Origin of the sequence: Xanthomonas sp. 3058, from assembly GCF_014199765.1 — a bacterium.
GTDB lineage: Bacteria > Pseudomonadota > Gammaproteobacteria > Xanthomonadales > Xanthomonadaceae > Xanthomonas > Xanthomonas campestris_B.
Genome location: NZ_JACHOF010000008.1, coordinates 87274 through 100295 on the forward strand (window position 1 = coordinate 87274; position 13022 = coordinate 100295).

General features: G+C 66.8%; 13 protein-coding genes. 7 read left to right on the forward strand and 6 right to left on the reverse strand.

Features of this window, described 5'->3' with window-relative positions:
* Positions 1–258 precede the first annotated feature (258 nt).
* Positions 259–516 (forward strand): hypothetical protein, encoded by a 258-nt coding sequence (locus GGR61_RS12315; protein ID WP_184408369.1) that lies wholly within the window; start codon positions 259–261, stop codon positions 514–516.
* A gap of 107 nt (positions 517–623) precedes the next feature.
* Here GGR61_RS12315 and GGR61_RS12320 read toward each other — a convergent pair whose 3' ends face one another.
* The gene (locus tag GGR61_RS12320; protein ID WP_184621648.1) at positions 624–1289 is read right to left on the reverse strand and encodes a methyltransferase domain-containing protein; all 666 of its coding nucleotides are present in this window, start codon (positions 1287–1289) and stop codon (positions 624–626) included.
* 307 nt (positions 1290–1596) lie between these two features.
* On the opposite strand from GGR61_RS12320, the gene GGR61_RS12325 reads away from it, so the two are divergent.
* A complete protein-coding gene (locus GGR61_RS12325) occupies positions 1597–3219 on the forward strand; it encodes a hybrid sensor histidine kinase/response regulator (protein WP_184408371.1) in 1623 nt (540 codons plus the stop codon).
* A 733-nt stretch (positions 3220–3952) separates the two neighbouring features.
* On the opposite strand, the gene GGR61_RS12330 is transcribed toward GGR61_RS12325, so the two are convergent.
* The 5 genes from GGR61_RS12330 to GGR61_RS12350 form a co-directional block, all read right to left on the reverse strand.
* On the reverse strand, positions 3953–4231 hold the full coding sequence (locus tag GGR61_RS12330; protein WP_184621649.1) for an oxidative damage protection protein: 279 nt from the start codon (positions 4229–4231) through the stop codon (positions 3953–3955).
* A 40-nt stretch (positions 4232–4271) separates the two neighbouring features.
* Positions 4272–5345, reverse strand: a complete 1074-nt coding sequence (mutY, locus tag GGR61_RS12335) for an A/G-specific adenine glycosylase (RefSeq protein ID WP_184621650.1) — start codon at positions 5343–5345, stop codon at positions 4272–4274.
* 62 nt (positions 5346–5407) lie between these two features.
* Positions 5408–5671, reverse strand: coding sequence for a hypothetical protein (locus tag GGR61_RS12340; protein WP_104536945.1), 264 nt, complete (start codon positions 5669–5671; stop codon positions 5408–5410).
* Positions 5672–7291 carry a signal recognition particle-docking protein FtsY gene (gene ftsY / locus GGR61_RS12345; protein WP_184621651.1) on the reverse strand — a complete coding sequence of 540 codons (1620 nt, stop codon included), beginning with the start codon at positions 7289–7291 and terminating at the stop codon, positions 5672–5674.
* A gap of 205 nt (positions 7292–7496) precedes the next feature.
* Positions 7497–8213, reverse strand: coding sequence for an AraC family transcriptional regulator (locus tag GGR61_RS12350; protein ID WP_184408455.1), 717 nt, complete (start codon positions 8211–8213; stop codon positions 7497–7499).
* A 160-nt stretch (positions 8214–8373) separates the two neighbouring features.
* Here GGR61_RS12350 and GGR61_RS12355 point away from each other — a divergent pair, with 160 nt between their 5' ends.
* From GGR61_RS12355 to GGR61_RS12375, 5 genes are read left to right on the forward strand one after another with little or no spacing between them, the layout of a single operon-like run.
* Positions 8374–9312, forward strand: coding sequence for a proline racemase family protein (locus tag GGR61_RS12355; RefSeq protein ID WP_184408374.1), 939 nt, complete (start codon positions 8374–8376; stop codon positions 9310–9312).
* A 38-nt stretch (positions 9313–9350) separates the two neighbouring features.
* A complete protein-coding gene (locus GGR61_RS12360; RefSeq protein WP_184621754.1) occupies positions 9351–10502 on the forward strand; it encodes an FAD-dependent oxidoreductase in 1152 nt (383 codons plus the stop codon).
* A complete protein-coding gene (locus GGR61_RS12365; protein ID WP_184408375.1) occupies positions 10499–10744 on the forward strand; it encodes a 2Fe-2S iron-sulfur cluster-binding protein in 246 nt (81 codons plus the stop codon). The genes GGR61_RS12360 and GGR61_RS12365 overlap by 4 nt, the downstream gene beginning before the upstream one ends.
* Complete coding sequence (locus GGR61_RS12370) at positions 10737–12050, forward strand: FAD/NAD(P)-binding oxidoreductase (protein WP_184621654.1); 1314 nt, start codon at positions 10737–10739, stop codon at positions 12048–12050. The genes GGR61_RS12365 and GGR61_RS12370 overlap by 8 nt, the downstream gene beginning before the upstream one ends.
* Positions 12047–12955, forward strand: a complete 909-nt coding sequence (locus tag GGR61_RS12375) for a dihydrodipicolinate synthase family protein (protein WP_184408377.1) — start codon at positions 12047–12049, stop codon at positions 12953–12955. Before GGR61_RS12370 ends, GGR61_RS12375 begins: the two co-directional genes overlap by 4 nt.
* The last annotated feature ends 67 nt before the right edge of the window (positions 12956–13022 follow it).

A 13022-nucleotide genomic window follows, 5' to 3' on the forward strand; every position in this document is an offset into this window, starting at 1 on the left:
CCGGGCCTGCGTTGGCAAGGCTTCCCGGTTATCGCCGGATCCGCCGCCTCTCTGTATAGCGCCATGCGATGGCGTCGATTTTGCACCGTGTTGCGGATGCGGTGTCGCTGCGCGCGCCTGCGCTCTGCGCGTGATCGGGCAACGCTGCGCGGCTTGCGCGATCAGCAAGCAGGACCGTGGTTTGAATGCCGGCGGCAGCTTTGGAAACCCGCGGTATTTCCACGTGGTCTTCAACCGCCTGCAGCGATACTTGCGCGCATGACGCACAAGACACTTCGACGCACATTGATTCACGGGTATTGCGGCGAATTCCGCGTGGAGACGATGGAAAGTCAGGCTCCTGGCGCGACGCTGTGGCTGTCGACCGCATTTGTGTATCACCGCGATCGCGCCTCCCCGATTGCAACGATCGAAGGTGCGGGGCAGGGCGAATATCGCGGTGATGCACGCGAGCAAGCGCTCCGTGTCGGCTCCTGTCTGGCGGAATTCCTGGATCCAAAGGAATACCGGCCCTGAGAGCCGGCCTCGGTAAGGGGAAGGCTGGCAGCTGTGTCGAAGGCGCGCGCCTGGCGATCGTGCCGACACATCGTCGGGCGCTGAAACAGCAACGCACGCCGAGACCATTAACTGCCCGCGTGCGTGTCGTTGTTCGCCTCGCGCCGATAGACGAACAAGCGTGGCGCCTTGGCTGCGACCTGGCGTTCGCCGGCAGTGAATGAGAACCCGATATCGGCCAGCATGCGCGACAGCGCGTTGGCATTGCCCCGGCCCGGGTCGCTGATGACGATCTCGCAGGAGGGCCTGGCCAGCGCGGGAATCAACTTGGCCAGCATGGTGGCGTGACGTGTTTCGTAGAGCACGTCGCTGGCGATGATCATGTCGAACTGGCCCATGTTCGACGCACCGGTGTCCCAGTCCAGCCGCCGATACGGCACCGAGTCCAGTGCGTTGAGCGCGGCGTTGTAGGCCAGGAAGACTTCCGCCAACGGATGGTGGTCGCTTGCGACCACATCGGCGCCGCGCCTGCGCAGCACCAGACTCGCCAGCCCCAGGCCGCACCCGAGCTCGAGGATGCGCTTGCCTTCGATCGGATGCGTGGCCATCGCTTCGGCCAGGAATTGACCGGCAGGCCAGACCTGTCCGAACAGGCTCCACTGCGCCGACGAAATGCCTGCGTCTGCGGCACTGTCGTCGGGGTCGGCGTATTGCTGTTTATCGGCCAGCGCGCGGATGACATAGGTCAGTTGCCCGAAGGTCAACGTGTGAATCTGGGTCTGATAGCCCGGCATGATGGCATCGCATGGTCGCCAGAACCCGCGCTGGCTGGAAAACGCGCGCAACGGCGCCAGGACGGCCGGACGAAGCGCAAGAGCTGCTTGCTGCCCGCGCATGCTACGGCAAACACGCCGGGCGCGTGTTGTCCAGCGCTGCCCGCGGCATCGCGCATGGTGGGCCTCGTCGAGCGATCACGCACTGCTCCATGGCCGATCGCATTGGCGACTGCAGCCGTATGGGAAAGGCTCACGGATGTGAGGAATCAGCTCACCGCGCACCACTAGACTGTGGCCACGGGAATGGCCCCGCGGAGAACATCACTTGAACGATCCCGGTCACGGAGAGCTACGGGCGCCTCACATCAGCCAATCGCGGAGTCTTCCTGTCGAGAAGCATCGCTCGGATATCTTCTTCGCCGCAGTGGAAACCACGCGGATGCCGATGACGGTCACCGACCCGCATCTGCCGGATAACCCGATCGTCTTCGCCAACCGCGCATTCCTGGAAATGACCGGATATGCGGCCGATGAGATCATTGGTAAGAACTGTCGATTCTTGCAGGGGCCGGAAACCGACCGGTCCAGCGTCGACGATGTGCGCGAATCGATTCAAACCCGACGCGAATTCGCCACCGAGGTGCTGAATTACCGCAAGGATGGGTCGTCGTTCTGGAATGCGTTGTTCGTCTCGCCGGTGTTCGACGACAAGGGCAACCTGGTCTATTTCTTCGGCTCGCAGCTGGACGTGAGCCGCCGCCGTGACGCTGAGGATGCATTGCGGCAGGCACAGAAGATGGAAGCGTTGGGACAGCTGACCGGCGGCATTGCACACGATTTCAACAACCTGTTGCAGGTGATGTCCGGGCATCTGGAGGTGATCCAGATGATGGTCAACAAGGGCGGTGACAATACCCAGCGCATCGCGTTCAGTGCCGAGCACGCGGCAGCCGCGGCGGCCAAGGCGGCGACGTTGACCCAGCAATTGCTGGCGTTTTCGCGCAAGCAGAAGCTGCGCGGGCGCGTGGTCAACCTCAATGGCCTGGTGTCGGGCATGAACAACATGGCCGAGCGCGTGCTGGGTGGCGGCATCACCATGCATCAGGCGCTGGAAGAGCGGCTGTGGAATTGTCAGATCGACACCACGCAGGCCGAGGTGGCGTTGTTGAATGTATTGATCAACGCGCGCGATGCGATGGCGCAGGCCGAGCGCAAGCGGGTCACCGTGCAGACGCAGAATGTGGAGATCACCAGCCACGATCTGGCGATGTACCACCAGCTGGCGCCAGGCCGTTATGTGAGCCTGGCGGTGAGCGATACCGGTTCCGGCATGCCGCCGGATGTCGTCAGCCGGGTGATGGAGCCGTTCTTCACCACCAAGGACGAAGGACAGGGCACCGGACTTGGGCTGTCGATGGTGTACGGCTTCGTCAAGCAGTCTGGCGGCACCGTGCGCATCTACAGCGAAGTGGGCGAAGGTACCACGGTGCGGTTGTATTTCCCCGCATCCAGCGAATTTGCCAACGATCTGCAGGCCGTCAAGAGTCGTGCGATCGACAAGGGCGGCAACGAAACCATTCTGATCGTGGAAGACAAGCAGGATGTGTCGGTGGTGGCGCAGATGTTTCTGGAAGGTGCCGGTTATCGCATCCTGACCGCATCCAGCGGACGCGAGGCGATCGAGGTGCTGGAGCAGCATCCGGAAGTGGATGCGTTGTTTACCGATCTGATCATGCCCGGCGGCATGAATGGCGTGGTGCTGGCGCGGGAAGCACGCCGCATGCTGCCCAGGATCAAGATCCTGCTCACCACCGGTTACGCCGATGCCAGCATTCAGCGCACCGATGTGGGCGGTGCGGAATTCGGCGTGGTCAACAAGCCGTATACCCAGAAGGAGTTGCTCAAGCGGGTCCGCATGTTGCTGGACGGGCCGACCGGAGTCGGCTGAGGATGCATGCATCCGGGCAGTGCAATGTGCAATGCCCGGATATCGCGCGCCGCTGGTCAATGCGATCGTGCGGCGGCTGCGTCGCCGGTATGCGCTGCGCTCCGCTTGTCGCGCCTAAGGAGCGGCCAGCGAGCCGAAGCTAGCCCTTGCGAGCAGTTCTCGGGTGGACATGGACGGCGCGCAGGATCCGCAAGGCGCACGTGATGCCCGTCAATCCCGGGCGTTGGCCGCGTTGGCCCGACGAGTGAGCGCAGTCGTCTGCCGGGTGCTCTGAATCTTGGCGTACTTAGAGCAGCTAACAAAACCTAGCGAGCGCCTGTCAGTGAGTGCAGTGGTTTTGTCGGCCGTATCTTGGGGATGCAGTCAGAAGTCCAGATCAAACACCGAGTGGGTCGAATGCGCGGTGCCCTCACCGCTCGCGGGACACGCCGTGAATCCATCCCTGGAGGCTCGGTGGCGGCATCCATGCCGCCACACGGTCCCGCAAGCGGCGAGGACACCGCAGCAGAGACTCCGCTGGTTGCTTTGTTCAAAACCATGCATGCCGACCATCTCGACTGGTCCTTGCCCGCCCAGCGTCGCGGGATACGCTGCAAGTACGTCCTTGTCAGCGCTTACGCGGCATCCATGCCGCGTAAGGTCCCGCGACGCTGGATGGGCAAGGGCCCTGCAGCCAGGCCGCAGATCAGCCGGCCTGCAGTAGGCTGACGCGAAGTCGTCTTGTTAGCCGCTCTTACTCTTCGCTCATCGGCGAGACATAGCCATCCGGCTTGTCGGCGTTGCGCTCGAACAGGAACTTCTGCAGCTCGGCTTCGAGGAATGCGCGGTGCTTGGGGTCGCGCGGAGAGAGCCGGTTTTCGTTGATCAGCATGGTCTGGTGCGCCAACCATGCCTGCCATGCGGACTTGCCGATCTGCGCGAACACGCGCTGGCCAAGCTCGCCGGGATAGGGCACAAAATCCAGGCCTTCGGTGTCGCATTGCTGGTACTGACAGAACACGGTGCGGGACATGCGAATTCCTTTGAAGAGTGCGCCTGATAGGGCCGGCGCTCTAGAGGGCGTCTAGCAGTTTGCGGATCGGCGCCGGCAGGCCCAGCGATGCGAGATCGGCGCGGGCGACCCAGCGCAGATCGTCATTGTCGCGTACCGCCGGGCGCAGCGCGACCTGGCGGATGCGCAACGGCTGCAGATGCAGGCGGTAATGGCTGAAGGTATGCACGATCAGTGGCATTTCGTCGGCGCGTTCGTAGTTGCCATCCACATGCGCAGCGAACCATGCGCGCATGCCGCTATCGGTCTCGGCCTGCGGTAGCGTCCACAGCGAGGCCCAGATGCCGCTCGGCGGGCGGCGCTGCAGCAGGATCTGCCTGTCGGCGTTTTCCAGCAGCAAGGCGGTGGCTTCGCGCTCGGGTAATTGCTTGCCGGGCTTGGGCGTGGGCAGTGCCTCGACCAGCCCATCGCGGCGCGCCACGCAATCGTCCTGCAGCGGGCATAGCACGCAGGCCGGTTTTGCACGTGTGCACAGCGTGGCGCCGAAATCCATCTGCGCCTGGGTGTAGTCGGCCAGGCGGCCGGCTGGAACCTGCGCGACATGCGTCGTCGCCAGTTGCCACAACTGTTTTTCGATCAGCGGCAGGCCGGGATAACCTGCAATGCCATGGAAGCGCGTCAGCACGCGTTTGACGTTGCCGTCCATGATCGCGAAGCGGTCGTTCCAGGCCTGGCTGAGGATGGCGCCAGCGGTGCTGCGGCCGATGCCGGGCAGCGCCAGCAGCGCATCGAAATCGCGCGGCAGCTCGCCACCGTGCAGGGCGACGCACTGCCTGGCAGCGGCATGCAGATTGCGTGCGCGTGCGTAGTAGCCCAGCCCCGCCCAATGCGCCATCACCGTGTCGTTGTCGGCCGCAGCCAGATCGGCCAGGGTCGGGAAGCTGGCGACGAACTTCTGGAAGTACGGAATGACCACCGCGACCTGGGTCTGCTGCAGCATGATTTCCGACAGCCAGACCCGGTATGGCGCGCGCGGATGTTGCCAGGGCAGGTCGTGACGCCCGTGGCCGTCGAACCAGTGCAGCAACGGGGCGACGAAGGCGTCAGCGGATGAAGCGGCGAGATCTGCGGGCATGAGGTCTGCTGGCGGTGAAGGAGGGCGGTGCTGGGCACAAGCGCGGTGTTGCGGTGGCGATCTCAGCGCAATGGAAACGCAATGCAGACCAGGCACTGCTGGCAGAAGAATCCTTCATCGCCAGGCCAATGCGGCGCCTGAGGTGCGTGGTAGTAAGACACCGCAGCATCGCTGCACTGTGTTGCACGCAGCGCGGCGGGCATGGGGCGCGCGAACTCCAGCACGCGTTTGGCACGCGACCAGCCGTGCGACACCTGCTGCACCGCGCAGCCGGCCTGCAACGCGCTTGCGTACAGTGGCTGCAGATGCGGGCAGGCGTCTTCCATTCAGCTGCCCAATGCTTCCGGCAGCAAGGCATCGACGAAGGCGACCGGGTCGAACACGCGGAGGTCTTCCGGGCGTTCGCCGATGCCGGCAAAACGGATCGGAATATTGAACTCGCGCGCCAGCGCGAACACCACGCCGCCCTTGGCGGTGCCATCGAGCTTGGTCACCACCAGGCCGGTGACGCCAACCGCGGCATGGAACTGGCGCAGCTGCGAGATGGCGTTCTGGCCGGTGGTGCCGTCGATGACCATCAGCACCTCGTGTGGTGCGGCGGGGTCGATCTTGCCGAGCACGCGGCGGATCTTGCCCAGCTCGTTCATCAGGCCGGTCTGGGTGTGCAGGCGGCCGGCGGTGTCGGCGATCAACACCTCGGTGCCGCGCGCTTTGGCGGCCTGCAATGCGTCGAATGCCACCGAGGCGGCATCGGCGTTCTGTCCCTGCGCGATCACGGCCACGCCGTTGCGATCACCCCAGGCCTGCAATTGCGCCACCGCAGCGGCGCGAAAGGTGTCGCCGGCGGCCAGCATCAGGCTATTGCCATCGTCCTTGAATCGCTTGGCCAGCTTGCCGATGGTAGTGGTCTTGCCGACGCCGTTGACGCCGACGGTGAGTACTACGAATGGCTTGGCCGAGCGGTCGATGACCAGCGGCTTGGACACCGGCTGCAGCAGCGCGATGAGATCGGCGCGCAAGGCCTTGAACATCGCCTGCGCATCGACGAATTCGCGCGACTTCATGCGCTTGCGCAGCCCTTCGACCAAGGCGGTGGTCGCGCCGATGCCGACGTCGGCGGTGATCAGCGCGGTTTCGATCTCGTCGAGCAGATCGTCGTCGAGCTTGGGATTGCGCGAGAACAGACCGCCGAAGCTGCGCGCGAACGTGCTGTTGCGCAGGCGGTCGCGCCAGCCCGGTTTTCCGGCCGGGGCGGCCGGTAGCGCGTCGCCCCGGCCGTCGATGCTGTCGGTGTCGGACGTGGCCGGCGACGGGGTGCTGATAACGGCGGGGGCGACGACGGGCGCAGCGACGGGCGGCAACACGGGATGCGCAGGTGTCGCGGCAGCCGGCGCAACGACAGGCGGTGTGGCAGGCGGTGCAGGGGACGGGGCGGCTGGCGCAGCCGCCGGAGCCGAGCCGTGTGAGGGCGTCGCCGGCGTGCTCGGTGGCGGTGCGGGCGCGCGTTGCGGCTGCGCGACAATCGACGGCACCACCACCTGCGGTGGAGCGCTGGGGATGGAAGCCGGGGTTGGATCGGGCAGCGCCTGCAATGCCGACGGCGCGGGCGTTGCCCGCGGCGCGGGGGCAGTCGGCACCGCGGCGATGCTTTGCGCCTGGCCAGTGCGCGCGGCGATGTCCTGCGCAAGCTGTTCGGCCGGCGCCGCGAGCGGCGGCGGTGTCGTCGTCGTCGTCGCGGGCGCTGCGGGTGCGAGGGACGCAGGCGCGGCCGGCGCTGTGGTCGATGCCGTGTCGGGATCCGCAGTCGGCATCGCCTCGACCGGCGACACCGGCGTGGCGGTGGATGGCGCAGTCGGGAAGGCGGCTGCCAGTTCTTCCAGGCTGTAGCGCGAGGTACGCGCGCTGTCGGGCGTGGTTGGCTTGTTACGGCGGAAAAAGCTGGCCATTGGCAACGCAGTAGGGGAAACCCGACATTCTACCATCCGGGTCCCGTGCCGCCTTGACGCGTCCTTCAGTGGCGTCCTCTGCGCGGCATCGCGCCGCGTGCTGCATCGGCGTCAGGAATGCGCGGTAAATTGCGATGCCGGCTTGCCGTATATCCTGCCGAATTCGGCATTTGTGCCAGGCATGTGGCAACGCGCGCTGTCGGGCCTACAACTGGCCCTTGAGCGCGCGGTAATCGCGCGGGGTCATGCCGACCGTGGCCTTGAACTGACGCGCGAAGGCGCTCTGGTCGGCGAAGCCGCAGCGTTGCCCGATGCTGGCGATGCTGTCGTCGCCGTACAGCAGCCGCATCGCCGATTCGATGCGCAGCTTGGTCAGCAGTTGCTGCGGGGTGACCTGAAACACGCGGCGGAAGTGCCGCTCCAGCTGCGCCACCGACAGCCCGGCCAGATCGGCCAGACTCTGTACGCGCAGGTTGTCGCCGAAATTGGCCTGCATGTGCTCCATCACCTGGCTCAGGCGCTCGTATGCCGAGTGGCGGCTGTCGGGCTGGCCCAGGTCGCGCGAAATACCGACCACGCCGATCACCTCGTTTGCCTCGCACAGCGGGCGCTTGAACGTCAGGCACCAGCCGGGCAGGCGGTTGGGATACAGATGCACTTCGAGCTGGTTGTCGATGAGCTCGCCGCACAGCACGCGGCGGTCCTGCATCATGTAGCTGCCGCCCAGCGGCAGCGGGAACACTTCCAGCGGCGAGCGGCCGATGATTTCGCTGCGCAGCTTGCGCCCGAGCCGGCGCACCAGGGTCAGGTTGCAATGGCTGTAGCGGCCCTCGCTGTCCTTGATGAAGAACACCACGTCCGGCAGTGCATCGAACAGCGTCTGCATTTCCAGCGCGGGAAGGTTGAGGTCCATCGGCGTCATGGTGGCGGTCACGATTTGACGGCTGCACGAAGGTGCGGCCCAGCGATGATCCTAGCGCAAACGCGAGGCTGTGAATCAGGTTGTCGATTGTGCGGATTTCCGCATTTGCACTTCGCATTGGACGCTAGTCGCCCGCGGGTCGGCAATGGGAGCATGCGTCATGCACACCATCGACGTCATCGACTCCCATACGGCCGGCGAACCCACCCGCGTGGTCCTCTCCGGTTTCCCCGATCTGGGCGACGGCGATCTGGCGCAGTGCCGCGAGCGTTTCCGCGGCGATTTCGACCAGTGGCGCAGCGCGATCGCCTGCGAGCCGCGCGGCTCGGACACCATGGTCGGCGCCTTGTTGCTGCCGGCGCGCGACCCTGCTGCCTGCACCGGGGTGATCTTCTTCAATAACGTCGGCTATCTGGGCATGTGCGGGCACGGCACCATCGGGGTGGTCCGCACCCTGGCCGAGCTGGGGCGCATCGGCCCTGGCCAGCACCGCATCGAGACCCCGGTCGGCACGGTAGGCGTGGAACTGGCCGCCGACGGCACGGTGTCGGTGGACAATGTCGAGAGCTACCGCTTTGCGGCGGGTGTGGAGGTGGACGTGCCCGGACACGGCCGGGTGCGCGGCGACGTGGCCTGGGGCGGCAACTGGTTCTTCATCACCGAACAGGCGCCGTGCGTGCTCGATCTGGCGCATCAGCGCGAGTTGACCGCGTACACCGAGGCGGTCCGGCTGGCGCTGGACGCGGCCGGCATCACCGGCGAGGCCGGTGGCGAGATCGACCATATCGAAGTCAACGGCGCCGCGCCCGACGGCAGCGGCGTGGCGCGCAACTTCGTACTGTGCCCAGGGCTGGCCTATGACCGCTCGCCCTGCGGCACCGGCACCAGCGCCAAGCTGGCCTGTCTGGCCGCCGACGGCAAGCTGGGCGAGGGCGAGCGCTGGGTGCAGCAGGGCATTCTGGGCAGTGCGTTCGAGGGCAGCTATCGCCTGAGCGGGCGCGGCATTGCACCGCGCATCAGCGGGCATGCCCATGTCACGGCGCGCTCGCAGTTGGTGATCGACCCGGCCGACCCGTTCGCGTGGGGCATCGTTGCCTGATGGACACGCTGCGGCCAGCATCGGAGGGCGTTGGCGGCATGCCGGCCGCCGATGCCGTGCCGGCCGCTGTGTCCACACGCCGCAGCTACGACCTGATTGTGGTGGGCGCAGGCATTGTCGGCGCAGCCTGTGCCGAGGCAGCGGCTGGCGAAGGCCTGCGCGTGGCGATCGTCGAGCCGGGGTCGATCGGCGGCGGTTCCACCGCTGCGGCGATGGGGCACCTGGTGGCGATGGACGACGACCCGGCCGAGCTGGCGTTGTCGGCCTACTCGCTGCGGTTGTGGGAACGGTTTGCGCACTTGAACGAGGCCGAATTCAGCCGCTGCGGCACGCTGTGGGTGGCCCGCGATGCGCGCGAACTGGCGGCGGTGCCGGCCAAGATCGCCCGGCTGGCTGCGGCCGATCTGCATGCCGAGGCCGTCGATGCGACGCAGTTGTACGCACTGGAGCCGCAGCTGGTGCCGGGTCTGGCCGGCGGCATGCGCGTACCCGATGAAGCCGTGGTGTATCCGCCACGGGTGGCGCGGCATCTGGTGAGCCTGGCCTGCAGGGCCGGCGCGCAGCTGTTTGCCGGCCGCAAGGTGGAGCAGCTGCAGGCGCATGGGGTGCGTCTGGATGATGGACAGGTGCTGGCCGGGCCGGTGCTGGTGGCCAGCGGCGTGGCCTTGCCGCAGTTGCTGCCGGAGCTGGCGGTGCGTCCGCGCAAGGGCCATCTGGTCATCACCGATCGCCATCCGGGGGTGATCCGGCATCAGTTGCTGGAGTTGGGCTACGCCGATTCGGCGCATGGCGCCGACGACACCAGCGTGGCGTTCAATGTGCAGCCGCGACCGACCGGGCAGATCCTGATCGGCTCCTCGCGCCAGTTCGGCGAGGACGATCGCGCGCTGTCGATGCCGGTGTTGCAGCAGATGCTGCAGCGCGCATTCGCGTATCTGCCGATATTGCGCGAGTTGCAGGCGATCCGGGTGTGGACCGGTCTGCGTCCGGCCACGCCGGACGGGCGCCCGTATCTGGGGGCAGTGCCCGGCCGGCGCGATGTGTGGGTGGCCGCCGGTCACGAGGGCCTGGGTGTCACCACGGCGCTGGGGAGCGCACGGGTGATCGTGGACAGCCTGCTCGGACGCACCCCGGCGATCGACCCGGCGCCGTACGCGCCGGCGCGCGCCGTGCACGGCGCGGCGGCATGAGCGCGACCGTGCGCCTGTACGTGGATGCGCAGCCGGTCGACGTGCCGGCCGGTGCCAGCGTCGCGGCCGCAGTGGCGCTGGCAACGCTGCACTTTCGACAATCGTGCAGCGGCCAGCCACGTGCGCCGTTGTGCGGCATGGGGGTGTGTTTCGAATGCCGGGTGCGCATCGACGGCATTGGCCAGCAACGCGCGTGCATGGTGGATGCGCGCGACGGCATGCAGGTGCGCACCGATGGCTGAGCGCGTGCAGCATTTCGATGTGCTGGTGATCGGCGCCGGTCCGGCCGGCCTGGCGGCGGCGCAGGCGGCGGCCAGTCATGGCATGCGGGTGGGCGTGGTGGACATGCAGCCGCGTGCCGGCGGGCAGGTGTGGCGCAGTGATGTGCGGCATGGCGCGCCAGCCGATGCGCGCGCGTTGCTGCAGCAGGTGCTGGGCGATGCATCGATCACGCTGTTGACGCAGACGCAGATTCTGTTGGCGCAGCCGGGTTGGCTGTTGGCCGATGGCCCGGACGGCACGCTGCAACTGCATTACGCTGCCTTGGTGCTGGCCACCGGCGCACGTGAATTGCTGCTGCCATTTCCGGGCTGGACCTTGCCCGGTGTCACCGGTGCCGGCGCGGCGCAGGCGCTGGCCAAACAGGGCTGGCCGCTGGCCGGCAAGCGCGTGGTCGTCGCTGGCAGCGGCCCGCTGCTGCTGGCGAGTGCGGCCACGCTGCAACGGCATGGCGCACGGGTGCTCGGCATCCATGAACAGGCCTCTGCCACTGCATTGCAGCAGTTCGCGCTGCAGTTGTGGCGCTGGCCGGGCAAGGCCGCGCAGGCGGTGGCGCTGCGGCTGCAGCTACGCGCGGTGGCGTATCGCGCCGGCAGTTGGGTGGTTGCCGCACATGGCGATACGCAATTGCGCGAGGTCGAGATCGAAGGGCGCGCGGGCCGCACGCGTATCGCCTGCGATCAACTGGCGGTGGGCTATGGCCTGGTGCCCAATACCGAACTGGCGCAATTGCTGGGGTGCCAGCTGGACGCGTGCGGCGCGCATCAACAGGTGCAGGTGGATGCGCTGCTGCGCACCAGCGTGACCCAGGTCTTCGCGGCCGGCGAAGCCTGCGGTATCGGCGGGCGCGATTGCGCGTTGATCGAAGGCGCGATGGCCGGACATATGGCGGCCGATGCCCCGGACGCCGCATTGCGCCTGCAGCCCCGGCGAAAAGCCGCGCGTGCGTTCGCGCACCTCTTGCAACAGCAGTTCGCACTGGATCCACGGATCCGCAGGCTGGCACAGCCCGACACGCTGGTGTGCCGCTGCGAAGACGTGTCGCTGGCTGCGTTGGACAACTTCAACGATGCACGCGAGGCCAAGCTGGCCTCGCGCTGCGGCATGGGCGCCTGCCAGGGCCGCATCTGCGGCACCGCGCTGACCGAACTGGGGCGTTGTCCGCCCGAGCTTTCCACCGACGCCGGCCGCCGGCCGCCGTTGTTCCCGGTCCGCCTCGCGGCGCTGGCCGACTCGTTCACTTCCGACTCGCAAGGGAATCATCCATGAGTATTGCTGCGTTCTGGCACGGCGTGTTGCCGGCCATCACCACCCCGTTCACCGCCTCCGGCGAGATCGACCACGACTTCCTGGGCAAGCACGCCAATCAACTGGTGGACGCCGGCTGCACCGCGATCGTGCCGCTGGGTTCGCTGGGCGAGGCGGCCACCTTGAGCGTGGACGACAAACTGGCCGTGCTCAAGACGTTGATTACCGCATTGAACGGCCGCGTGCCGGTGGTGCCGGGTATCGCCAGCCTGGCCACCGGTGAAGCGGTGGCGCTGGCCAAGGCGGCCAAGGAGCTCGGTTGCGGCGGGCTGATGGTGTTGCCGCCTTACGTGTACTCCACCGATTGGCGCGAGATGGGCGCGCACGTGCGTGCGGTGATCGGCGCCACCGATCTGCCGGTGATCCTGTACAACAACCCGGTGGCCTACAAGACCGACTTCGGTCCGGCGCAGATCGCCGAGCTGGCGGCGGAATTTCCCAATCTGCAGGCAGTGAAGGAATCTTCCGGCGACGTGCGCCGTTTTGCCGCGCTGCAGGAACTGCTGGGCGCGCGTCTGTCGCTGCTGGTCGGCATGGACGATGCCATCGTCGAAGGTCTGAGCATGGGCGCCAAGGGCTGGATCGCGGGTCTGGTCAACGCCTATCCCAAGGAGTCGGTGCGCCTGTTCGAACTCGCGCGCGATGGCGGCTACCCGGCGGCCAAGGAGTTGTACAACTGGTTCCTGCCGCTGCTGCGTCTGGATACCGTGCCCACCTTCGTGCAGCTGATCAAACTGGTGCAGGAAAAGGTGGGCATGGGCAGCGAGCGCGTGCGTGCGCCGCGACTGGTGGTCGCCGGTGCCGAGCGCGAGGCCGCACTGAAGGTCATCGACCATGCCATCGCCACTGCGCCGAAGGTGTCCTGACAATGGCCTCTGCCGCGCGCCGCGACAAGCGTGCGGTGCGCGGAGTGCACGTGAAGCGCTGGTGGAT

What these genes read in the sequence shown, in the direction of transcription:
- GGR61_RS12355 (WP_184408374.1), top strand. Translation starts at nt 8,374, where the DNA reads ATGCACACCATCGACGTCATCGACTCCCATACGGCCGGCGAACCCACC.
- GGR61_RS12360 (WP_184621754.1), top strand. Translation starts at nt 9,351, where the DNA reads ATGCCGGCCGCCGATGCCGTGCCGGCCGCTGTGTCCACACGCCGCAGC.
- GGR61_RS12370 (WP_184621654.1), top strand. Translation starts at nt 10,737, where the DNA reads ATGGCTGAGCGCGTGCAGCATTTCGATGTGCTGGTGATCGGCGCCGGT.
- GGR61_RS12330 (WP_184621649.1), bottom strand. Translation starts at nt 4,231, where the DNA reads ATGTCCCGCACCGTGTTCTGTCAGTACCAGCAATGCGACACCGAAGGC.
- GGR61_RS12340 (WP_104536945.1), bottom strand. Translation starts at nt 5,671, where the DNA reads ATGGAAGACGCCTGCCCGCATCTGCAGCCACTGTACGCAAGCGCGTTG.
- GGR61_RS12350 (WP_184408455.1), bottom strand. Translation starts at nt 8,213, where the DNA reads ATGACGCCGATGGACCTCAACCTTCCCGCGCTGGAAATGCAGACGCTG.
- GGR61_RS12320 (WP_184621648.1), bottom strand. Translation starts at nt 1,289, where the DNA reads ATGCCGGGCTATCAGACCCAGATTCACACGTTGACCTTCGGGCAACTG.
- GGR61_RS12375 (WP_184408377.1), top strand. Translation starts at nt 12,047, where the DNA reads ATGAGTATTGCTGCGTTCTGGCACGGCGTGTTGCCGGCCATCACCACC.
- ftsY (WP_184621651.1), bottom strand. Translation starts at nt 7,291, where the DNA reads ATGGCCAGCTTTTTCCGCCGTAACAAGCCAACCACGCCCGACAGCGCG.
- mutY (WP_184621650.1), bottom strand. Translation starts at nt 5,345, where the DNA reads ATGCCCGCAGATCTCGCCGCTTCATCCGCTGACGCCTTCGTCGCCCCG.
- GGR61_RS12315 (WP_184408369.1), top strand. Translation starts at nt 259, where the DNA reads ATGACGCACAAGACACTTCGACGCACATTGATTCACGGGTATTGCGGC.
- GGR61_RS12365 (WP_184408375.1), top strand. Translation starts at nt 10,499, where the DNA reads ATGAGCGCGACCGTGCGCCTGTACGTGGATGCGCAGCCGGTCGACGTG.